Here is a 23,084-nt window from a genome sequence, read left to right on the forward strand (position 1 = left end):
GAAGTGGTATACTAGTCAGAGTCTTGGGATGAAGAAGAGGCCTTTGGCGATCTGCGCTGGCGGCCCAAAATACTTGCATCGTTGGGATAAAGAGATCCTGCGCACGAAAGGACACTCCAAGGAGCGCGTCGCGCAGTGGCCTTTGTGTGCTTGGGATCGCGTCAGTGCGCGTGATAGGCGGAACTCGCCCAGTTCGGCAGATGCAGGCTTTGACAGCAACGGTGACAGCGACCGCCAGCGCTCGGCTGAAATAACTGGTGATTTCTAGAATCTACTTCGTCCTGGTATATGCTTTCAGAGAAGAAGAGAGGCGTCAACCTAATAGATCTTACTTCTGCTGGGAGTGTTGAGCCTGATAATAGGCAAGTAAGCCTGCGGAGATATCAAAAAAATGTTGTTATCTGACAAGCGTATTATTGAGGAAATAAAGAACGGCAACATCGTCATTGAGCCGTTTGATGAGCGCCATTTGGGGACAAATTCCTATGATTGTCGCCTGGGCGAGTGGTACTTTCAGGGGGATGCAAATGTAGAAATTATGCATCTTGATATTCCTGAAGAGATTCGCCACTACTGGGGAGAGCCGCGCAAGGCCATAGACGGTGTAATCTCTATTCGCCCCGGCACAACCATCCTGGCCCATACGCAAGAGATCATTGGTGGACGTAACGGTTTTCTTGCCAAGATGTACTCACGCAGTACTGTGGCGCGTTCGGGCCTGTCGGTATGCCGCTGTGCTGGCGTTGGTGACGTTGGCTATATCAGTCGCTGGACCATGGAAATTAGCAATCATACCCAGACGACTATTCTGGTCCCGGTAGGTTTTCGTATTTGCCAGCTCACGTTTGAGTATGTGGGAGAGACCCTGAAAGAATATCATGGGAAATATGGCAAACTGCCCCAGGATTGGGTGCCAGAAGACATGTTGCCCAAGCCATATTTTGATTGGGATTATGATGTATATCGTACAGACCGGGGGAAGTAGGCAGTGAGAAAAGGACAACTCATCTCCTTTGAGGGGCTTGATGGAGCGGGTAAGACAACGCAACTGGAATTGCTGGCTGGCTGGCTGCGCGGGCAGGACATTGCCTATATACAAACGCGTGAGCCCGGAGGTACGTCCCTTGGAGCTGAGATCCGTCATCTGTTATTTGGGCGCCCTGAGTTAACAATCACCCCACTTGCGGAGGCTTTCCTGTTCCAGGCCGATCGCGCTCAGCATTTTTCTTCGTTGATTCTACCAGCTCTGGAGGCAGGCAAGATTGTGATTACTGATCGTTGCCTGGATTCCAGTATTGCTTATCAAGGCGCCGCACGTAAGGTAGGCGAAGAACTAGTGAAGCATCTCTCGCTGATCGCGACTCAGGAACATGTCCCTGATCTGACTATTTTGCTTGATCTTGATCCCTTGCTGGTCAACCGGCGAACGGCAGTGGACCAGGATAAGCGCAGCATACGCGAGGCGCAGAGCCGATTTGATCGTGAGACTGAACAGTTTCACCGACGTCTGCGCGAGGCATTTCTGCGGCTTGCGCAGGCCGAGCCCGAGCGCATCAAAGTTATCGACGCCTCTTTGCCTCCCGAACAGATTCATCAGAAAGTGCTGGCTCTGGTCATAGCGCAATTAGACAAAAAATAGCGCCTGGGGAGGCACTACATGGCCTCCAGGCGCTGCTTGCGTTTCTGCGCTTCGAAATAGTCTGGATTCAAATCCAGGGCATGCTGTACAGCTGCTAAGGCCTCTTCTTTCCGGCCTAAGATGCCCAAAACCCAGGCTTTGCCGTCCCAGGCCGGAACATAGTAATTATCGAGGTCCAGAGCCTGCTCGAAATCGGCTAAGGCTTCGGTATATTGGGCCAGCATAGCCTTGCAAGTGCCACGCGTATAAAGAGCCTCTGCGTTTGTTGGCTCAAGCGCTACTGCGCGCTCGGCTGCTGCCAGGGCTTCATTATAGCGGATGGCCGCCGCTAACTGCTGGCTATATTTGAGCCAGAACTTTGCTCGTTGTGCGCTCATACATTTCCATCTTCCTGTTCTAACAACTAGAGTATTTCAGCTCTTAACTATCATGTTGGCCTTGCCAGGCCGCTACGACATTTTGATATGCTTCCCACGTATCCACGTCATAGTCGGCAAGGGTATCCTCCAGTTTAAGGCTGGCAATCTCGTCACGGTGGCGGGCAATGACGCTGCGTCCGCCCTCGTCACCCCGAACTTCCATTAACTCTGGAAAGAGACTGGCCTCGAAGAGAATAGGATTGCCTCGCTTGCCATTATACAGCGGGGCTACAATACGCTTCTGGCTTTCCTGGCGCCTGCCAATGAGGCCATTGATGACGGATGGTGTGACTAATGGCTGATCGCCGAGAAGAATTATTGCGCTGTCGAGCTTCTCGTGCTGCTGCAAAAGAGCTTGCAAGCCTGCACGCAGGGAGCTGCTCATGCCCTGTTGATAGGCGGGATTCTCGATAATGACAAGGGCTTGACGATTTGTATAGGAAGCGATAGCTGCGCGCACTTGATTGGCATGGTGTCCCAGCACTACAACGATCGGTCGGGCTTGAGAGGCCAGGACTGCTGTAAGTACGTGCGCCAGTACCGGTCTGTCTCCCAGCGGAAGCAAGAGTTTGTGCCGTCCGGCTTCCATGCGGCTTGAACTGCCGGCTGCAAGAATAAGGGCAGCTGTAGAAATAGGAGCTGACATGGCTTGGTCTCCTTATTGTGCTGTACTCAATGTATCATAGTTCGCGAGGTCCCTGCGTCCCGAGATCGTGCCGGATCTCACTCAAGGACGTCTGTAATTGTATAATAAGACAGTCAGGAGCGGCGTTGGCTAGAGAATGTAACACATGTCAGTAAACAGGGTATGTGTAATCGGCGTGCCCTTGTCAGGAGATAAAAATGCTAGATACTTCCAATACCACCAGTAGCAATAGCGTGGATGCATTGGATGCTGAAACTCAGGCGAAATATGAGCACTTGCAGGCTATCTTACGTGAGATGGAATCGGTACTTGTGGCCTATTCCGGCGGGGTTGATAGTGCTCTGTTGCTGAAAGTTGCGCACGACGTGCTGGGCGAACGTGCTATTGGTGCTATTGCTTCTTCGCCCACTTATGCCCCGGAAGAGACTGGAGAGGCCCTGGCTGTCGCCGCTCAGATGGGTATTCCCGTGCTCACTCTGGAAACGCACGAAATGGAAGATGAACGTTACGTGGTGAATAATTTCAACCGCTGCTATTTTTGCAAAACAGAACTGTTTACGCAGCTAGAGCCGTTGGCAAAGCAACAGAATGTGCGCTATATTGCTTATGGCGTGAATAAAGACGATGATGGAGATTTCAGGCCGGGGCAGAAGGCAGCGCGAGAATTTGGCGTGCGTGGGCCGCTCAAGGAAGCTGGGATGGGCAAGCGTGAGATCCGGGCCATTGCGCGTATGCTCGGCGTGCCAGTCTGGGATAAGCCGGCCATGGCTTGTTTTTCCTCGCGCATTCCTTATGGAAGCAAAGTAGATCTGGCTTCGTTGCAAATGATCTATAAGGCCGAGAAGTTTCTCCGCGAACTGGGCTTTAAGCAATTGCGCGTGCGCCATCACGATAAAATAGCGCGCATTGAAGTTGAGCGCTCAGAGATAGCGCGGCTGGTGGAAGAAGAGATGAGCCGTACCGTAACCTTTGGCCTGCGTAAAATCGGCTATGCCTATGTAACTGTAGATCTGCTGGGCTATCGCTCCGGTAGCATGAATGAGAGCTTTTTTAAGAAGAAGGCTCAGGAAGCCCAGTAAGGCTAGAGCACAAGGCCAGCCAGGTTCAGTAGTAAATCTTTGGTGCAACATCGCATCGACAAAGCAATAGCGCCTCGTTTTTCGGGGCGCTGTTTTTGTTGCTAGTAGCTCCCGCTGGCGCCCAAAAGCCAGAACTGGAAAGCCTGTGAAATAGCCCTGGCTTCGCCTCTTTTCGGGTTGTCTATGGTATAATCTAAGTGTTTAAATGACACTAATAGCTCAAAGAGTGCTCAGACAGATTTTTCGTTAACGCTTATTAGATAGATAGCAGGAAGAATACAATGCCAGAGCGCATAATTTATCTTGACCACGCTGCTACTACTGCCCTGGATCGGCGTGTGCTGGAAGCGATGATGCCGTATCTAACTACTGAGTATGGTAATGCCAGTAGCATCTATACTCTGGGGCGTCATGCAATGCAGGCGATCGATGGCGCGCGTGAGCAAGTTGCCGATATGCTCAATTGCCGCCCTACAGAGATTGCCTTTGTAGGCTGCGGGTCCGAGAGCGATAATCTTGCGATTAAGGGGATGGCCTTTGCCTCGAAGAATAAGGGTAACCATCTGATAACGTCCTCCATAGAGCATCATGCTGTACTCCATACCTGTCAATATCTTGAACGTTTTGGCTTTAAAACGACGTATCTGCCGGTAGATGAGTATGGAAGTATCGATCCAGATGCGGTCGGGCGGGCCATTACTGACCAGACTGTCCTCGTTTCTATCATGTTTGCCAATAACGAGGTTGGCACAATCGAGCCAATCGCGGAGATCGGGCGTATCTGCCGGGCCAAAAAGGTGCCATTGCACGTTGATGCTGTTCAGGCCGGAGGCGCCATACCTATTGATGTGATAGCTCTCAATGTCGATATGCTGTCGATCTCGGCTCATAAGTTCTATGGTCCAAAGGGTGTGGGAATGCTCTATGTGCGCCAGGGCATGCGCATCTTACCGCAGCTGCAGGGAGGTTCACAGGAGCGCGGGCGGCGTGCGGGGACCGAGAACGTTGCAAGTATTGTAGGGGCTGCGGCGGCCTTGCGCCTGGCTTATGAGGAAATGGAGCAGGAAGCGCCACGCCTTATTGCTTTGCGCGATCGTTTGATCGAAGGCCTGCTAACCATCCCGGCGAGTCGGCTCACGGGCCATCCGACGCAGCGTTTGCCAAACAACGCGAGCTTTTGCTTTGAAGGTATCGAGGGCGAATCGATCCTGTTGAATCTCGATCTGCTGGGGATTGCGGCTTCCTCCGGCTCTGCTTGTACCTCTGGTTCTGTTGATCCTTCGCATGTCTTGCTGGCAATGGGTCTCTCACCCGAATGGGCGCGCGGTAGCCTGCGCCTTACCCTGGGCCGCGAGAATACCGAGGCTGATATCGAGAAGTTGATCTCTGTGTTGCCCGGAATTATCACAAAACTGCGCATGCTTGGCGGTTAAGGCGGCCAGATAGGGCAGCGCATGGAGGCTGCTGAGGGTTAGATGCCTGTGGGAAACGCTGCCCTTTCGTTGATAATTTCGTATAGTCATTTGTGAAATTGGCCTGCAAACAGGCTAAAGAATTAGTAATTTGGCGCATTGTGCACTACCCTCTTTTATGGTACATTTGGAAATGTTGAGAAGAGGAGTAGAGGAATGCGCTCTCTTCGCGGCTATTTGATTATTGGTGTCAGCTCCTGCTGGCGACGATGGGGGTCGCCCTGGACTATGTGCTTTCAATGGCGAAAGGAAAAGAGGTTACTTTTATGGACACACTTAAACGTGAGATGCTATCTCAACGTGTACGCATAGTAAAGCCATCTGGAATTCGTAAATTCTTTGATATAATCAATACAATGCCACAAGTGATCTCGCTTGGCGTTGGCGAGCCTGATTTTGTGACACCCGAGCATATACGTCAGGCTGGCATTGATTCTATTCAAAAAGGGCATACGCGCTATACTTCTAACTATGGTATGCTTGAGCTGCGCCAGGAGATTGCTGCTCTCTTAGAGCGCCGGTATGGACTCTCGTATGATCCCGCGACGCAGATTCTTGTGACGGTTGGGGTGAGTGAGGGCGTTGATCTGGCGATGCGCACGCTGATCGATCCGGGCGATGAAGTGATATCCCCCGATCCGGGCTATGTCGCCTATGAGGCTGATATTATTTTTTCTGGTGGCGTATCGGTACCTGTGCCGACCTATGCCGAGCATAATTTCGCGGTTCGTGCTGCCGAGATTGAGGCCGCCATTACTCCACGAACAAAGATGATCTTGCTGGGCAATCCAAATAATCCAACTGGTGCAGTTATTCCACGTGCTGAGCTCGAAGGCATTGCCAGATTAGCTATAGAACATGATCTTATAGTGGCAGTTGATGAGGTCTATAGCCGCCTGGTCTATGATACCGAACACGTCTGTATTGCTGCATTGCCCGGTATGCAGGAGCGCACGCTGATTCTAGATGGCTTCTCCAAGGCCTATGCAATGACCGGCTGGCGCGTCGGCTATGTGGCTGCCCCTGCTTATATCTTGGAAGCCATGCTTAAAGTGCATCAATATACGATCATGTGTGCAGGTACGGCGGCGCAGGAAGCGGCCATAGAGGCCTTGCGCCACGGTGAAGCCGATGTGCAGCATATGCATGATGATTATGAGCGGCGTGGTCGCATGTTTGTGGATGGTTTAAATCGCCTTGGCCTGACTTGCTGCGAGCCGCACGGCGCGTTTTATGCCTTCCCCTATGTTGGAAATACCGGGATGAGCGACGAAGAGTTTGCGGAAAAATTGCTCTTTGAGGAGTACGTTGCCGTGGTGCCGGGAAGTTCCTTTGGCGCAGCTGGTAAGGGCTATGTGCGTGCGGCTTATTGCACAGCTTATGATCAGCTTGAAGAGGCCCTGGTACGCATAGAGCGTTTTGTCAAAAAACATCAATAAGTAAGCATGTTTAGGACCAGATAGAGCTCTCCTTTGCGAAGTGTGCGCCTGGAGAGCTCCTGGGACATCTGGCGTATGGGAGGGGAGTTTTGCCCTAGCGCGAGATTCTTGCGCGTTCTATCCCATAACGGAAATCATCTTGCCAGAGGGCATTTTCGGCAAATCTGCTCGGCCGAAATGGCGTCAGGTCGATGCTTGAGCTTCCTCGGGTAATCAGTTCGGAGAGACATTTGCCAATCGCGGGCGCAGTTTTAAACGATGTTCCGCTATCACCTGCCATGCAATAGAGGCCTTGGTAGGCAGGAAGCGCGCCGATCATAGGATGTCCATCGGGACTATCCATCAGCATACAGGCCCAGCCGCCCCGCATCGGGCTGGCTTGCATGCCTGGGAAGCGTTTAGAAAGATACTCACGACATAGGGCAATGTAATCTTGTTCCAGTCCTTCAGCATAATCGTCAGGATCTCCTGTGGGAAGCTGTTCCCTATCTACTCCTACCAGCGTGCAATTTCCATCAATAGGCCTGGCCCACATGCGATTGATGCGGTCAAGATAGGTGAGATGTTGAGGCGAGCGTTGATAGGGCCAGCGAAATACGCTGACACGTGCACGGCGTGGAATAAGCCCCAGATCCAGACCAAGTGGCGCAAAGAGCTGGTTAGCCCAGGCTCCGGCAATGACTATCACAACCGGCGCTTCGATGGTCTCGTGAGCTGTGGCAACCCCTTTTACCCGCTCACCTTCGATAATGATGCGCACGGCTGGCGTGTCTGTACGGAACTCCACGCCTTGCGCAGATGCAGCTTGCATAAAGGAATAAGTAGTCGCGTTGGGGTCAGCAAAGCCAGATTCGGGCTCGTAGACGACGTGGGTGACGTCATCTACATAGAGGGAAGGATCAAGGGCTTGCGCCTCAGCTGGCGTGATGATCCGTGTGTTTACCCCGAGCTGCTGATGTAAGGCCACGTTAGTTTCCAGATCCTCGCGATCCTGAGGCCGGGTAAAAAGTAGGAGTCCTACGGGCCGATAGCCACATTTTCCTCCAACCAGGTCTTTCCAATGTTTAAAATAAGTGAGACTCTCAAGGGCAAGCTCTGTTTCTGGTTTATTGCCATAGCTTGTGCGAACCAGGGCTCCACTCTTGCCGCTGGCTCCTGCTCCAACAAACTTGCGCTCCAGAACAACGATCCGCTTGACTCCTGCCTGGGCTAGATGAAATGCTGTACTGGCCCCATTTACGCCAGCTCCAATGATAATGACATCGGCTGTAGTCATGTTGAACTCCACTGTGCAATCGAAATATGGCAAGTAGCAAAGGCTACTTGCCGGTCGCCTGCTCTATAGGAAAAGTATACATGATAGCGGTCATCTGCAATCCCAGGTCAGTCTTTTCTCGGTTACCTGCTAGTTGGGGGTCGTCTATACAGCTAAGCGCTCAAAAGATGCTTTGGGGTATGGAATAGTAAAGTATGAGTTTTGGTCAATGGTGAGCAAGAAATAGTTGTAGGGTGAGTAGGCAGGCCAGACCGGCCAGGATCGTGAGCAAGACGTTCTTGGTACGCCAGGCTACTAGAATAGCTACCAATCCTGCAAAGAGGCGACTGTTGCTAAGCGATAAGTCTAGCGAAGTTCCTGATAAAAAGAGGGCTGGGGCAATGAGCGCCGATAGCACTGCGATAGGCACGAAACGTAAAGCTTGCTGCAGTGCCGGTGCTATCTGGGTTTTGCCCAGAAAGACGATAAAAGAGAGACGAATACCCAGGGTCAACAGACCTATAACCAGAATCGTAATCAAGAGCAACCCTGCAGACATATGAGCTCCTTATTAGACAGGCTTGATGTACTTTGTATCGACGAGTAGGCCAACGGTAATTCCTATCAGGGAAGCAGCGACTATACCTAACTTTAAGGGCAAAGCAACAACGAGCAAAGAGACAATGGCGGCGCTCAGGGCGGCGATAGTGCTGGCCCGATCCTTGAGTACGGGGACGACAAGAGCAATAAAGGTGAGCGTTGCTGTAAAGTCGAGCGACCAGCTTGCCGGTATTTGACCGCCAAGGAAGATGCCTATGGCTGTGCTTACTTGCCAGGTGGTCCATAGTACCGATCCGGCTCCCAGGAAATACCAGTGCGTGTGTTCGCCTTTGCCGATTCGCTGGTAGCGTGAAATAGCGACTGCATAAGCCTCATCGGTTAATAGGTAGGCAAGCAGCCATTTCCAGATTGGATAAAGTTTGCGCAGGTAGGGCGCCATCGAGGCACTATAGAGTGCATGGCGAATGTTGATAATAAAGGCAGTCAGGATGATGACCGGTGAAGGCGTTCCTGCGGCAACAAGCTGGGCAATTACAAATTGGGCTGAGCCTGCGAAAACAATGCAAGACATAGCCTGCGCCAGGACAGGTGATATGCCCGCGCTGAGTGCCGATACACCGTAGATCATGCCAAAGGGAGCAGTTCCTAAAAGAATAGGCAGCTCATCCCTGACGCCTTGTAAGAATTCAGAATAGTGAATCTTCATATCAGGCATTATAAAAAATGCTGAGTAGGTCGTCTTGTCTGATATTGCTATTTTTGTTGAAGCTTATAATATTGGCCTGGTGGGACGCCAACAATGCGCTTGAAGTGTTTGGTGAGATGGCTCTGATCAGCAAAGCCCACGGCCAGTGCTGTATCCACGCCACTCATGCCGGAGCGCAAGAGTTCTTTGGCGCGCTGGATGCGTAGCTGGAGCTGGTAGGCATGTGGGGGCAAGTGGACTTGTTCACGAAATAAGCGTAGTAGATGAAATGGGCTGAGTTGAGCGACCATTGCTAGCTGCTCAAGCGAAATATTTTCGGTATAATGCTCATCGAGGAAAGCGCGTGCGCGTTTGAGGCCCTGATGTTCTTTGGGAAGAGGGCCAGGTTGTGGATGGTCGTCAGCATGGCGAACAATTAAGCGGGCGAGCATCCAGAGGAGCCGCGATTCCCGCTCCAGGCTAGAAGCCTGCTCTTCAAGGATGCGATGGGTGAGGGCAATTTCTGCCATCAGTTCTGGATCATCAATAACTGCCTCACCAAAGAAGGGAAAATCTCGTGGCTTGCCGACAATCTCGGAGGCGGCACGTTGTAACAGTTCGGGTGAGGGATAGAGTGCTCTGTACGTCCAGCCATCTTTGGTTGCTGATGATCCTGTATGCATTTCGCCAGGATTGATGAGCACGATACTGCCAACCGGGGCGATATGGTGACGATGCCGATAGCCGAATTGCTCTGCGCCTCGCTCGACGACACCTATAACATAGGCTTCGTGGGTATGTGGGGCAAAGGTGTGAGTAACATAGGTGGCATGTAAGAGCTCAAGATTGCTGAGCATGGGATCTTGCCAGAATTTGGTACGTTCGCGTGTATCCATCGGGCATTAGCATCTCGTTTAGTAGAAATTTAGCGTGCGTCAATACATCTAAGCATACCATATTTTATCGGCAAACGTTAAGCTTTAAGTGAGGAGTTGCCAGAGCCTGAGAGGAAGCTTTAGCCCTTGTGGGATTGGTGCGGGCTTCTGCTTGATCTCAGGAGGATAATGAGCTTATCATCTGTCTGTATGCTGGCCAGACCTCCTCTAGAGGCTAGCGAGGTGCTGGCCTTGTGTCTCCTGGTGGTGGTTGCCCCTGCTTAGTCTTCAGCTCCTACGGGTCCCCATTCGGCCTGGGCCCTGTCGCGTTTGAGCTCAAAGATATTGGGCTGTTGCAAGGCCCATGCTGTATAGTCCCAGAGCTCGCCTGCTTCCTCAGCATGAGGTACTGTATTGATGATGGGACCATAGAAGCCTACGTTGGAACCTTCAAGCGCGATAGTGGGCACGCCAAAGCCGTGATAGCGCTGCCTCGCTTCCTGGTAATCGTTGAGTACGTCCTGTATCGTACTTTCGTCAGCCAGGGCCTTGTCAACAAAGTCAGCTCCCAGGCCAGCCTTCTCGGCGCAGGCGCTTACCACTTCGCGTTGCCTGATATTCTCCTTACGGGCATGCGCTGCGTTACCAAGAGCTATATAGAGCTTTTCTATCGCTTCGTTACCTTTCTCACGACGCGCAAGCGCCAATGTGCGCAAAGCCGCCCAACCCGCATCATTTACATAATCGGGCTGGCTACCTTCCTTACGATTTACTTCGGCCAGGCTAAATAGGCGCCAACGAATATCGATTGGGCGCACTTTACGGGCCTCGCGAATCCATAAGGCCGTGCGCCAGGCCAGGGGACATAGTGGATCAAAGTGAAAATTGAGACTGACGGGGGTATTTGCCTCTTTGATGCTCATAAAATAGGGTCCTCCAATGTCTTCTAAGGTGAAAGCTCCCAATGCTTCATTTTATGAAGCTAACAAAGATAGCATATGCCGTTGAGCGAAGGCATGTCAAGTTGTAATGGAGTATATTTTCCTGGCTCTTCTTATTATTTAGGGGATTGTATGGAAAAGAGGATGCTGCAGATATCATCGGTAAAATTATTACAAGGTCAGAAATAAACGGCTTATCCAGCTTTTGCTAGTTAGTTGGGATGGGAGGTTAATCCAGGAAATAGAAGCTCATCGGGCGAGAGATCCTGTCCCGGCTCATATGTGAGTAGCTGCTCTTTGGGCTTCCTGGGCCTATGTATGAGAGAAGAGAGCCAGTTTTTGTGATGGGGAAGATAAATTATATAAAGTGGATGTTTTACATCCTCTAGGATGCGTGTGATCTCATGGGTAGTCAGTAGAATACCATTTCCGTTGCGCACAAACAGGAGGATGCCGTCGCACTCCATCTCCTGGGCAATAGTATAAATGCTTAGCGTTATATCATGCGTAAAGAGCTCAATGCGTTCGACGGGGACTTCCAGGCTGCTGGCTCTATGGCGAACAAATTCTAAGAAATCCCTTGATTGCTCGACCTTTTCCGGTCGAACACGTTCAGCCTTTGTATCTGCTATACCGATAAGGGATAGGAGAACAAGCGTTGCGCGATATTTATAGGCCTGTGTTATGGCCTGATTGATTGCGCTAGCCTCTATTCCATGGGTGAAAGGAAGTAACAGACGCATTATTTTCATCACCAGATTTGTTGCTATTCATGTAGGTCATCAGGAGGGATCTCCTGCTTCTGCATAAGAATATAATGTAAAATCTCACAAGAAAAGCTCAGGGCTCAGGTGGGAAAGCTAAAAAAAAGCTCAAGATGGAGAGAGATCGGGCTCTTACCGGTCTGGTAAGGCCAGGAGTGGATTGCAGATTAGGAGTTGGCTATGGTCAAAAGAATGGGGCTCATTGCGCTGGCCTTAATCGTGATACTGGCGGGAGGATGGTTTCTATTGAACAAAAATCATGCCTCTCAACCTCCCGGGACTACTTTAGCGCATACGTGTGTAAAGCAGGAAGGTGCGCCAGCTTGCGGCAAGTTGTTAGTCTTTTCAAAGACGGCTGGCTTCCGTCATGCCTCGATTGGGGCTGCTATTGCGGCTATCAAAAAGCTAGCCACCGAGCATGGAGTTGAGGCCGATTTTACTGAAGATGCCAACATGTTTACCTTTACAAAGCTGAAACAGTATAACGCTGTGGTATTTCTGCTTACCAGCGGAGAAGTGTTTGATAGCCAGCAGCAGCAAGCCTTGATGCAATATGTGCATGCCGGTGGAGGGTACGCAGGTGTCCATTCGGCTAGCGATACGGAGCATAGCTGGCCCTGGTATGGCAAGCTGGTCGGGGCTTTTTTCCTGAGCCATCCAGCGGTGAGTCAGGCCACTATCGATGTTGTCGATGCCGCCCATCCCTCGACTTCTATGTTGCCAGTGCATTGGTCGCGCACCGATGAATGGTACAACTTTGCGACAAATCCTCGCGCTAGCGTACATGTCTTGCTGCAGGTGGATGAACATACCTATAAGGGTGGGACGATGGGTGCGGACCATCCAATTGCCTGGTATCACTCCTTTGAGGGAGGCAGGGCGTGGTATAGCGCATTGGGGCATACCAGCGAAAGCTACTCCGAGCCCTTGTTTTTGGCCCATCTGTGGGGAGGGATTAGCTATGCGGCTGGCTGGGCTTAATGGCAACGAAAAGGGACAAGCTTGACGCTTGCCCCTTAACTTTTTGACTAAAATTTCGCTTTAGCACTCGCTATGTCCGCAACTGTAGCATTTACGGCATCCCTCTTCGTAGACCATGGTATTACAGCCGCACTGTGGGCAGAGATTCCCGGTTACGGTTAGATTGCTCAGGCTTGCAGGATCGAATGGTGGATCATGCGGTTCCTCGTCGCCATTGCTGTGATGGTTGCCATTGCCGTTGTGGTTGGCTGCTTGCTCTTCTTCGCTGGCTGTCTGAACTTCCAGCGATTCCAGATGGAGCTCTAGCGCGCGCGCTACGCCATCCGGTAGCGAACGAACTTGCTGTACGCCAAAGCCAACGGAACGACTGCCACCAATACCACGCAGTTGTTCAGAGATGACCTTCATGCGATCAACCTGCGATAGCGGGCTGAGCAGCTGCAGGTTGAGCGAGATCAGGCGGCCAAGAGCCTCCGAGAGGGCGGCAATATCGCTACCGGCTTTACCGAGATTGACAAAGACCTCAAACGGGCCTTGCTCATCGCTGTTGACGGTGATATTGATTTTGCCTTCGGGCGCTCGTACCTGCCTGGTGTAGCCCTGAACGACGGGCGGACGCTCTTTAATACCATGCTGGATCGAGGTCACCGGTTCCAGCATAGGTACCTGGGCCGCCTGAGCCTCAGCAGTTTTTTCGCTGGCCTTCTTCTCGTCTTCGACGCGGGTAAGGACTGCATCGCGTGAGCCATCGCGGTAGTAGGTAATGCCTTTACAGCCCATTTCGTAGGCCAGGCGATAGAGCGTCTCTACCTGTTCGACTGTATGGTTGTTGGGCGCATTCACAGTCTTGCTTATACTAGAATCCGTATAGCGTTGCACCATTGCCTGTACACGTACATGTTCCTCGGGCGTAAGATCCTTGGAGGAAACGAAGTATTCGGGCGTTGGCTCGTTAGAATGCTTATCGCGCCACTCTTGAAGCAAGGGATGGTACAGAATGTGTTCACCCGTGCGATCGCGGCGGATCATCGCAAAGTCGTAGACCGGCTCAATCCCGGAACTGACTCCGGCCAGCAGGCTTGTGGTCCCGGTGGGAGCCTGGGTGAGCAGGACGGCGTTGCGAATGCCCTGCTTGCGAATCTTCTCCTGCAGATGCTTGGGAAGTCGCTTGATGAACTTGCCTTGCATATATTTATCGCGCTCGAAGCGGGGGAATGAGCCCTTTTCGGCGGCGATATCGGTCGAGGCCTCGTAGGCGGCATCGCGGATGGTTGTATAGATGCGCTCAATCGTCGGGAGCGAGGCTTCGGTCCCGTAAGCGATTTTCATCTTGATGAGGGCATCGGCAAGTCCCATCGTGCCCAGGCCGGTGCGGCGCGTGCCTAGCTGGGCTTCCCGGTTATCCTCAATGAAGTACTCGGTTGAGTCGATCACATTATCAAGGAAGCGCATAGCTATCTTGCTGACCTGGGCCAGGCGCTCCCAGTCCATCTTGCCATTCTTCACAAAGGCCGACAGGTTGATAGCACCCAGGTTGCAAACTCCATAGGGCGGTAGGCCCTGCTCACCGCAATTGTGAAGTAAAAGACCATTTCCGACGAAAAGATGCATTTCGTGTTCGGTTAAATCGTAAACAGGCTCTTCTCCGTCAGGAATAAGCTTCTCGAAAGTCGCAAAGAAGCTTTCATGGTTTGGTCCATACTTGTATTTAGTGAGAAAATCTTCAAGCTTACGCTGCTTTTCAGCTGTCAGGAAACCAATGCGTTGTGCAAACCTGAAAAGATTGTCTTTGGAGATCGTCAGATCGTGATATGCTTGACACGTATAGGCACTCGTGCTCCCCTTACCATCTGGCAAGTTACGTATTCCCTGATCTCGGCGATTTTTATAGATGCGCGATGCGATACCGAAGTTCAAAAGCAACCTCTGCACATCTTCCAACAATGTTTGGCTGATCGAGGTCAGACGAACAGATATACCCTTTGTAAGATTGCCTTGTACCGAACCATCAGCAGTAAAGAGTGCGGAGAGAAAGCCTTGCTGCATCTCCTGCGAGCCCCTTAGAACGGAGATAGGTACCTGAAGCTTACTTTCGCGCAGTTCAGGATCGATGAGATGTAGCAACCTTGTAGATTCAACACGCGTTTCGTTACGTGCTGTAATTTCAATAATGCCTACTGGATATTCGCGTAACCTTTGATTGACTTCTGGGTTTGTGACCAGTCGATTTACAGCTTCGGCGAAGTGTGTAGCAAGGGCTTGCTCAGCGCCAAAGAAGGAGAGTACCACGCTACCCTGGCGTTTGGTGTTAATGTATCCATCACCAATAAGCCAGCCAAGTACCTGCCCAAGATCAGTATTACCTGACTTACCAAAACCTCCCTCGGTAGCAAGCATAACAATCTTATCATTGGCAACAAGCTCGCCTGCTTCTTTCCATCCATTATTGGTAAGCACTTTGTGATCGCGGGTAAGGCGTACTGTGTATCCTTCTTTAGTCTGAAGTCGATATACTGGTTTAATGCCCGTTGAGAAAACATGGCTGGCTTGGCGCAGCGAGCTTGTTGGTGCTACCTTGACAGTTGTCTCACTGCCTGTATGACCTGCAAGGGCCATTTCCTGCACTTTAATGTCGGGTGAAACTACTGTGATCGGCGTGCCTTGCTCAGCTAGCTCTTTTGCTGGTATCAAGCCATTGTCTGTGTAGATCAGGGTATCGCCAGTTACGCAAGGATTGACGCAGCGGATCGTTTCGTAATACCAGGTGTTGGATTCTTTATTGTAGCGATCGATAAAGACCATACCAGGCTCGGCCGACTCCCAGGCCGAAGTACAAATCAGATCCCAGAGCTTGCGCGCCCGAATCGTCTTCTTTACTTCTCCCTGCCAGGTCAGGTTCCAATCAGTATCATCCTTGACGGCCTGCATAAAGGCATCGGAGATACAGACCGAGAGATTCGCATGCTCGATTTTGCCCGGCGTGCGCTTAACCGTGATGAACTCCTCAATGTCTGGATGGGTATCGTCAAGCATGAGCATGAGTGCGCCACGCCGCGAGTTGGAGGTATAAAGACCGCCTCCTGCCAGCATATGCACATCCTCAACCTCGAAGTCATAGACTTCGGAGGGACCTAGCTGCTTGATAGAGACAATGGCATCGGATAGCACGCCTAAATGCGTATCGAGACGCTCGGCCCGGGCAGCACCACCAGCAGCTTGAACGCGTTCACGTACCCTCAAGAGCGCCGAGGATGACCCTCGCTCTTTTGTGGCCATAGTCAGACCTTGCTGGGTGTGGCCAAACAGGGCTTCTGCCTGCGCGTTCTCCATTGCATTATGATTGCCTGCGTCCTGCTTGTCTTTGTTTCCGGCTATGAAGGCGCTGAAACGCTCCTTAAATTGAGCTCCTGTGATGATGAGGCGCCAGACTTGTTGCCCATCATGCTTGCGACCCTGCAGCGCTACATGTGAGGCGATGCCATGTGCTAGCAAGAGCTCTTGAATATCTGTGAGCAACTCACGCTTCGCGCTGGTAATGCCATAGCCCTCTTGCCTGCCATGCTCGCCGTTATTAGCTTCGAAGCAGCCGCGGATAAAGGCAGCCACAACCTCAGCCGGAGAACTGAAGATTGCCGTAGGAACACGCATAACTTCAGCCTGCACTTTGAGCAGTTCGTTTTCCTGCAGCCAATCCAGCAGAACTGGCGACGCCTGCATGAGTGAAATTACGCTCTGCACCTTCTCGGGCTGGCTCTTGGCGATCGCTAGTAAGAGGCCTTCGTTATCCTGCCCGCTGACTTTCTTGCCAGATGTTCCGTGTTCTGCGCTGTAGAGATAACCCAGCAGGTAAGCCAGGTCTGCTGTAAGATGCGTTGGTAAGCTGATGTTCTCGTCACGAGCTGTATTCAATCTTGCCTGGATGGCCGGGCTGATCGTTAGGGGAACAAGAGGTAGCTCGCTCTTCGTCCCTTCGCCAAGCAGCAAGAGAATTTCGTCGCCCTCTTCAAGTTCACGCAGAGGAATAGTGACGATCTCGCCATTGCGAAGCACGCCCATTTTGTGATCTAGCGTCACGCGGACCCGATAGCCTCGGCTAGTTGTGACTTCGTAGAGATCTTTGATGCCGTTACGGAAGACATAGCTAAAGGGCCGCAAGCCCTTGTGCGTCTGGGCCTGGATTTTCTCGCCGCTATCTAAGCGATCTGCCAGCTCTCCGGCGGGGATAAGGCCGCGATCTGTGACTATACGCTCAGTAGGACCGAAGCAGCCGCCTTGCTGGATGACATCTCCTGTGGCTACCGAATACAATTGCGCCCATGAGCAGGGACCCGAAGCCGTACCGTTGACCGTCTTGATATAGGAGCCGCGAGGTCGCAGCGTCGAAAGGTTGATGCCAACGCCTCCTCCGCGGGCCATGATCTCTGTCATCACCTTCAGATTATCGAGAATACCCTGACGGCTGTCTTCCGGGCTCGGTATCACAAAGCAGTTCGAGACGACTATACCGGCCGAAATGAACGAGTGGTCTTCCTCAACCTCAATATCTAATACTGTACCGGAATAATCCTTGACAGCTATTTCATTGATGCGCACCCACTTCAGGTCATCGTATTCAAAGTAATATTTCAAATCGATCTCATGCTCAGGGGCTGGAACACCAAAGAAGCGGTCGAAAAGCGTTCCGCACTCATTAGCAGTAGCCTGAAGGCGGTAGGCAGGTACCCTTCCTAAACGATGGGTATTCTCGCGAATTGAGAATAAATAGCCCAGACGTAGCAGTAGCTGATGAATCTGTGCCGTAAGTACTCGATTTGCCAGAGCTATACCAAGCTTATTGCCGGATATATAGCCATCGGCACTGAACAAGCCACGTAACAACTCCAGCGTGAGTTCATTTGGCAAATACATGAGTTGATCAGGAATACGCTTATTATAGCTGTAGCAGCCGAGGAATGCCTTAAAGAACTCTCCCAGGGGCATAGAATTGACCCATAGATCATACCAATGCTCTGTGCTGCTTAGTTTGATAGCAGGTTCAATACCAAATTTGGCTTCGATAATACGTACAAGTTCTTCTGCTTCTTTTTGTTCATCCAAAGAAAAAACGATTTTGATGCCCGATGGAATATCCGTACCAGAGCGATGAGTGACGCAACCATCTCCTAGCCAACGGCCAAAAAGGTAGCACAACTCGCTATCGAGTACGAGGCTTTCGTTAAGCTTGTAGTGAGTTCCCCAGTCGGATACTTGCCCATGATAACCACGTGTGGTAGCTTTAAAGAGCTTACCATCTTGCGTTTTGTATCCTGATATGTAATCCTGCAAATTGATAGTTTCGGGCGTACTTTCCTCGCTATTGTAGGCTATGGCAACATAATCCCCGGGCCTTAATTCTTTGGCTGGAATCCAATCTGGTTCGTGCTGAAGGCGAAGGCCATCGCGTGACCTATGCTTGTTAACCCACTCCGAACGAATAATATATATTTTGTGGTCGCCTGTGACGCGTAAATCATCATAACCTATTTTCTTAGGGCGGATGATGTAAAGTTTTTCCTCGGTCTCGCGCTCAAATTTATGCAACACTGGGCGCAAGCGATTACGATGTGTTACTACCTGATCCCCAATTTTGATTTCTGCAATTGGGCGATAACCATGTGCTGTAAGCACCTCCTGATCAGGAGGCATACAGTTATAAAATGTAACCTGATGGCCGGTGCCAGCGCCGGCGAGAATACGACCTCCCGGCACAAATTGAAAATCGTGCAGCGCCTCAAAGAACTTCTTTTCCCATTCCCCGCGCTTCTCCTCAGTTGTCTCAACCGCAGCAATACCACGCGCCACGCGGGCCCAGAGCTGCTCTGGATAGAACTCCAATGGCTGCCCGGAGGCATCCTTAAGTGAGTATCTATCCATAAAGACCTTTTGGCGAATTCCTTCCAATTGTGTTATATTCTGGGAGTCGTCTCCTTTCGGATTTTGAGAAGGGCGCTCCTTGTGCTCCAACATCCTGCATTGCTCCTTTATTGATAAATAAGGACTAAATATGCCGAAAATAACCTCGTGCAAGGCTTTAGGTACTAGCTAAAATTTGTTTGTCGCAACTCAGTATACTCGCAAAAAATCGCAAATGCAACCCTTTCGACACAACATATTGAGTTCTCAGAAACTTTTAACACAAGATATTGATTGTGTTCTCCATATGGTATGATGAGCTTACTGGCTTATTGAAATGCTTCCATGTTTACTGCCCTGGCAAGGGCATAGCACATATTCTTTGGAGGACCCATGAAGGCGGAAATCTTATCGTGTGGCACCGAATTGCTATTAGGTCATATTACCGATACCAATGCCACCTATTTATCCCAGAATCTGACAACCCTTGGTATTGATCTCTACTTCGTTTCGCAGGTAGGCGATAACCTGGGCCGCATTGTTGAAACCTTACAGCGGGCCTGGCAGCGGGCAGATTTAATCATCATGACCGGCGGCTTAGGACCAACAGAAGACGACCTGGCGCGCGAAGCAATCAGCACCTTACTGGGCGAGACCATGCAAGTCGATCCTCAGCTGGAAGCTGAATTGCGTAAGAGATTTTCGCATTTAGGCGCACAGATGCCCGAGCGCAATTTGAAGCAAGCCAGCTTGATTCCCTCAGCGCGCGCTTTGCCAAATCCTGTGGGGTCTGCCCCCGGCTGGTGGGTAGAGAAAGAAGATCATATCATCATAGCCATGCCAGGAGTTCCTAGCGAGATGTATCGTATGTGGGAGCAAGAGGCAGTGCCCAGGCTGAGCCCTTATACAGATGGAATGATGTTTACACGCATTCTGCGCGTGGCTGGTCTTGGCGAATCTTCAGTTGAAGAGCAGCTGGGCGCCTTAATCCATAGCAACAATCCCACACTTGCCACCTATGCCAAACTAGACGCTGTAGATGTACGCATCACCGCTAAGGCCGAGACAAGAGAAAAGGCAGAGCTGCAAGTTCTGGAGATGGAAGCGCAGGTACGACAGATTTTAGGACAGCACATCTTTGGGATTGACAAAGATACCCTGGCCAGCGTAATAGGAACTTTGTTGCAGGAGCGCCGGCAAACCCTGGGTATTATGGAATCGCTGACTGGCGGCCTGCTTTCCGGTATGATTACCGATATTCCGGGAAGCTCGCGTTACTTTGTCGGTGGCCTGGTAACATATAGCAGCGAGCTCAAAGCCCAGATGGGTGTACCCCAGGAAACCTTGCAACAATTTGGCGCTGTGAGCGAAGAGACAGCGCGTGCAATGGCCCATGCCGTGCGCCAAAGGCTGGGTACCACTTATGGCCTGGGTATCACCGGCGTCGCCGGCCCCGATAAGCAGGAAGATAGACCTGTTGGCACAGTATACATAGCTATCGAGGGTCCACAAGGAACCTTTGCCTCTCAGAGAGCGGGATGGACCTCCAGCCGGAGCGATAATCGCCGCCGAGCTTCCCTGGCTGCTCTGGATATCCTGAGAAGATTTCTTGCCGGCAGCCTGACGCCCGAGAGCTAGCAGCTCGCTTGGTAACTACGAGCGCCTATGCTATTAGCCCCTCCTAAAACCCTTGTATCTTTACAGGCAGGGTGTTATTATCTGGAAGACGATCAAGCTAGTGCAGTGTCCTCAAAGCGGATCGCCGAGAGCCAGACAAACAATCCTGCCGTCTATATCTTCCCGATAGGGCTTAGTGGGCAGGAGAATGCCAGGCAGGCTCATTGAGCATCATCACTTAGAAGGGGCGGGATGAGAATAGGTCAGGCCTGTTCTTGCCTGTATATGCGTAATGGATGATACATCACGCAAAAAGCTTCGGAAACCGCAGACCAAAGACCGCGCTGAGCACCGCAAGCAGGCGCGGTCGCGTTTTCGTTTGAGTCGATCTTCACCTATATTTAGACTTCTCGCTGTACTTGGTCCGGGGCTAATCGCGGCTAACGCTGGCAATGATGCGGGTGGAATTGCAACTTTCTCTACATCCGGCGCTAGCTATGGCTATAATTTGCTCTGGGCACTTATTATTGCCGGCTTCTGTCTGGCGATTGTGCAAGAAATGTGCGCGCGTATGGGCGCGATAACCGGCAAAGGCCTGGCGGACCTGATCAGAGAGCAATTTGGCGTGCGCTGGACAGCGCTTGCCATGCTGGCCCTGCTCATTGCCAATACGGGAGTAACTGTCTCGGAATTTCTTGGCATAGCGGCGGCCGTGCAGGTATTGGCCAATGATCCACATACGCCACTAGTCTATATAGTAGTACCTGTCTCAGGTTTGATTATCTGGTGGCTCGTAACTAAGGGCTCATACAGGCGCGTCGAAAAGATCTTCCTAATCATGTCCCTTGGCTTTCTTGCCTATATTCCAGCAGCCTTTTACTCACATCCATCCTGGGGCGATGTCGCCAGGCAATCTGTCTTGCCCCATATAAGCACTGATGGCGCCTATTTATTGTCTGCAGTGGCCCTCATTGGTACCACGATCAGCCCATATATGCAGTTTTTTGTCCAGTCTTCAGTAGCTGACAAAGGCATTCCCTCCGGCGAATATTTTTACGAGCAACTTGATGTCTATAGCGGCACCTTCTTTGCCGTCATTATTGCCGGTTTTGTCATCATCACCACCGGCGCTACCCTATTCCCTAATCACCCTGTTGCAACAGCTATCGACGCGGCAGTCGCTCTACGCGACTTTGCCGGACCTTATGCCTCTATTCTCTTTGGCGTCGGCCTCTTTGGGGCTTCTCTGCTGGCTGCCGCCGTTTTACCTCTCTCAACCTCGTATGGGATTTGTGAAGCCTTTGGTTTTGAGCGCGGCGTCTCGCGCAGCTTTAGCGAAGCGCCAGTCTTTCAAAGCATTTTCACAGGCCTGATTATCCTGGGCGTGCTTATAACGCTGATCCCAGGCCTGCCTATTATTCAAGTCTTGATTGTGCTGCAAAATGTCAATGCGGCAATGGTCCCTATTCTGCTTGTGTTTATTATCTTGCTGGTGAATAATCGGCGCCTGATGGGCAAACATGTCAATGGTGTCGTCTTCAATATCATTTCCTGGGCCACAGTGATTTTGATAACTGTACTGGTATTAATGTTATTGGCCAGTACAATCTGGCAGGCATTTACCGGTTAGCCTTTCTTATATAGGGAGAGCGGGTGAATGTCTCGCATCTTTTGCTGGCTGTGTGATAAGATACAATTGGTCTAATGTCGTTGCTGACCAGATGCGAGGCAGAGAGTGTATCCATATTCTAATGAGGCTTCTGAATATCGAGACGCAAAGAATCAAGCGGGAGAGATGGACTATGCCCATCCCGACTACTATCAACAGCCGCCCGAGGCTGCTCGCTTCATGCCGCCTCAGAACGAAGCCCTGACAGAGCCGCCCAACTATAGCGATAATGCCCAGGCTGAATATAGTTATATGCCCGTCAAGGCTTATCGCGGCCCTGCAGATATCGAAAGCTATACAGCTCAGATGAGCGCAGAGGCCCAGGCTGCGCAAAATGGAGCTGGCGAAAAGAAGAAACGTAAGGGGCTGGCAGGCATTGGTGGAGTACTTCTTGCCGCGGTTGCCTGGCTACTCAAGCTTAAAGGGCTGGTATTTTTGCTCAAATTTGGCTGGGCAGGCATCTCGGCATTGATTTCGATTGTCATCTATGCAACGTTTCTTGGCTGGCCCTTTGCTATCGGTCTGGTTGCCATGTTTTTCATTCATGAGATGGGCCACGCCATCGTCATGAAATTGAAAGGCATCCCCATGGGCGCTATGATCTTTATCCCTATGCTGGGAGCTGCCGTAACTATGCGTAACATGCCGCAGAATGCTCGTGATGAGGCAGAGGTAGGGATTGCGGGACCGCTGGCCGGCGCTATTGCTGCTTCGGTTTGTCTGGCCGTGGCGGAAATAAATCCCCATAGCCATGCAGCCTGGGCGCCTTTAGCCTACCTTGGCTTCTTCTTGAACTTATTCAACCTTATACCGGTTGTCCCCTTTGATGGTGGTCGGGTCCTGGCAGCCATTGATCGGCGCATCTGGATTATCGGCTTTATCGCCTTGCTAGCTTTTCAGATCTGGTCCTGGTTCAATGGTAACCCATCCTTATGGCTGCTCCTGATCGTCATTATGGCTGCAACACAGCTCTGGTCTCGTGGCACGGCATCGGGTAATGCCAGCTATTATCAAGTGCCGGTAGGCACACGGATTATCCTTACCCTGCTGTACTTTGGCCTGGTCGCAGTGCTGGCTTTAGGCATGTCCATGGCTCACGCCTTGATGCCCATTGGTACCCACATTTTGTAGCAAAACCTGCATAGCATGG

Annotated in this window: 19 protein-coding genes; 10 read left to right on the top strand and 9 right to left on the bottom strand. The window is 51.3% G+C overall.

Going from position 1 to position 23,084, the window contains the following annotated elements; translation table 11 throughout:
• Positions 1-28: 28 nt before the first annotated feature.
• The 3 genes from EPA93_RS43470 (at position 29) to tmk (ending at position 1,639) form a co-directional block, all read left to right on the top strand.
• On the top strand, positions 29-268 hold the full coding sequence (locus EPA93_RS43470; RefSeq protein WP_129893544.1) for a hypothetical protein: 240 nt from the start codon (positions 29-31) through the stop codon (positions 266-268).
• Positions 269-391: 123 nt separating this feature from the next.
• Positions 392-985, top strand: a complete 594-nt coding sequence (dcd, locus tag EPA93_RS43475; protein WP_129893545.1) for a dCTP deaminase — start codon at positions 392-394, stop codon at positions 983-985.
• Between the two features lie 3 nt (positions 986-988).
• Complete coding sequence (tmk, locus tag EPA93_RS43480; RefSeq protein WP_129893546.1) at positions 989-1,639, top strand: dTMP kinase; 651 nt, start codon at positions 989-991, stop codon at positions 1,637-1,639.
• Between the two features lie 14 nt (positions 1,640-1,653).
• On the opposite strand, the gene EPA93_RS43485 is transcribed toward tmk, so the two are convergent.
• The gene (locus tag EPA93_RS43485; RefSeq protein WP_129893547.1) at positions 1,654-2,016 is read right to left on the bottom strand and encodes a tetratricopeptide repeat protein; all 363 of its coding nucleotides are present in this window, start codon (positions 2,014-2,016) and stop codon (positions 1,654-1,656) included.
• A 43-nt stretch (positions 2,017-2,059) separates the two neighbouring features.
• Positions 2,060-2,704: a nucleotidyltransferase family protein gene (locus tag EPA93_RS43490; RefSeq protein ID WP_129893548.1), complete on the bottom strand. Its 645-nt coding sequence runs from the start codon at positions 2,702-2,704 to the stop codon at positions 2,060-2,062.
• 197 nt (positions 2,705-2,901) lie between these two features.
• On the opposite strand from EPA93_RS43490, the gene larE reads away from it, so the two are divergent.
• From larE to EPA93_RS43505, 3 genes are all read left to right on the top strand, one after another.
• Entirely contained in the window at positions 2,902-3,783 is an 882-nt protein-coding gene (larE, locus tag EPA93_RS43495; protein WP_129893549.1) for an ATP-dependent sacrificial sulfur transferase LarE, read from the top strand.
• Between the two features lie 281 nt (positions 3,784-4,064).
• Positions 4,065-5,216 carry a cysteine desulfurase NifS gene (nifS, locus tag EPA93_RS43500; protein ID WP_129893550.1) on the top strand — a complete coding sequence of 384 codons (1,152 nt, stop codon included), beginning with the start codon at positions 4,065-4,067 and terminating at the stop codon, positions 5,214-5,216.
• A 305-nt stretch (positions 5,217-5,521) separates the two neighbouring features.
• Positions 5,522-6,694 carry an aminotransferase class I/II-fold pyridoxal phosphate-dependent enzyme gene (locus EPA93_RS43505; RefSeq protein WP_129893551.1) on the top strand — a complete coding sequence of 391 codons (1,173 nt, stop codon included), beginning with the start codon at positions 5,522-5,524 and terminating at the stop codon, positions 6,692-6,694.
• A gap of 94 nt (positions 6,695-6,788) precedes the next feature.
• On the opposite strand, the gene EPA93_RS43510 is transcribed toward EPA93_RS43505, so the two are convergent.
• The 6 genes from EPA93_RS43510 to EPA93_RS43535 all read right to left on the bottom strand — a co-directional run bounded on the left by EPA93_RS43510 (position 6,789) and on the right by EPA93_RS43535 (position 11,754).
• Positions 6,789-7,970 (bottom strand): NAD(P)/FAD-dependent oxidoreductase, encoded by a 1,182-nt coding sequence (locus tag EPA93_RS43510; RefSeq protein ID WP_129893552.1) that lies wholly within the window; start codon positions 7,968-7,970, stop codon positions 6,789-6,791.
• 205 nt (positions 7,971-8,175) lie between these two features.
• A complete protein-coding gene (locus EPA93_RS43515) occupies positions 8,176-8,508 on the bottom strand; it encodes an AzlD domain-containing protein (RefSeq protein ID WP_129893553.1) in 333 nt (110 codons plus the stop codon).
• Positions 8,509-8,520: 12 nt separating this feature from the next.
• Positions 8,521-9,225 (bottom strand): AzlC family ABC transporter permease, encoded by a 705-nt coding sequence (locus tag EPA93_RS43520; protein ID WP_207229356.1) that lies wholly within the window; start codon positions 9,223-9,225, stop codon positions 8,521-8,523.
• Between the two features lie 38 nt (positions 9,226-9,263).
• Positions 9,264-10,091, bottom strand: coding sequence for an AraC family transcriptional regulator (locus EPA93_RS43525; protein WP_129893554.1), 828 nt, complete (start codon positions 10,089-10,091; stop codon positions 9,264-9,266).
• Between the two features lie 260 nt (positions 10,092-10,351).
• Positions 10,352-10,993, bottom strand: a complete 642-nt coding sequence (locus EPA93_RS43530; protein WP_129893555.1) for a DsbA family oxidoreductase — start codon at positions 10,991-10,993, stop codon at positions 10,352-10,354.
• Between the two features lie 230 nt (positions 10,994-11,223).
• On the bottom strand, positions 11,224-11,754 hold the full coding sequence (locus tag EPA93_RS43535; protein WP_129893556.1) for a hypothetical protein: 531 nt from the start codon (positions 11,752-11,754) through the stop codon (positions 11,224-11,226).
• 201 nt (positions 11,755-11,955) lie between these two features.
• Here EPA93_RS43535 and EPA93_RS43540 point away from each other — a divergent pair, with 201 nt between their 5' ends.
• Positions 11,956-12,756 (top strand): ThuA domain-containing protein, encoded by an 801-nt coding sequence (locus tag EPA93_RS43540; protein ID WP_242527250.1) that lies wholly within the window; start codon positions 11,956-11,958, stop codon positions 12,754-12,756.
• Between the two features lie 60 nt (positions 12,757-12,816).
• Here the strand turns inward: EPA93_RS43540 and EPA93_RS49400 are convergent, their stop codons facing one another.
• Positions 12,817-18,762: an LAGLIDADG family homing endonuclease gene (locus tag EPA93_RS49400; protein WP_207229357.1), complete on the bottom strand. Its 5,946-nt coding sequence runs from the start codon at positions 18,760-18,762 to the stop codon at positions 12,817-12,819.
• Positions 18,763-19,041: 279 nt separating this feature from the next.
• Here EPA93_RS49400 and EPA93_RS43560 point away from each other — a divergent pair, with 279 nt between their 5' ends.
• The 3 genes from EPA93_RS43560 (at position 19,042) to EPA93_RS43570 (ending at position 23,065) form a co-directional block, all read left to right on the top strand.
• Positions 19,042-20,286: a competence/damage-inducible protein A gene (locus tag EPA93_RS43560; RefSeq protein WP_129893557.1), complete on the top strand. Its 1,245-nt coding sequence runs from the start codon at positions 19,042-19,044 to the stop codon at positions 20,284-20,286.
• A gap of 271 nt (positions 20,287-20,557) precedes the next feature.
• The gene (locus tag EPA93_RS43565) at positions 20,558-21,895 is read left to right on the top strand and encodes an Nramp family divalent metal transporter (protein ID WP_129893558.1); all 1,338 of its coding nucleotides are present in this window, start codon (positions 20,558-20,560) and stop codon (positions 21,893-21,895) included.
• Positions 21,896-22,060: 165 nt separating this feature from the next.
• Positions 22,061-23,065, top strand: a complete 1,005-nt coding sequence (locus EPA93_RS43570) for a site-2 protease family protein (RefSeq protein WP_129893559.1) — start codon at positions 22,061-22,063, stop codon at positions 23,063-23,065.
• Positions 23,066-23,084 lie beyond the last annotated feature (19 nt).

The sequence above is a fragment of the Ktedonosporobacter rubrisoli genome (genome assembly GCF_004208415.1).
Lineage (GTDB): Bacteria > Chloroflexota > Ktedonobacteria > Ktedonobacterales > Ktedonobacteraceae > Ktedonosporobacter > Ktedonosporobacter rubrisoli.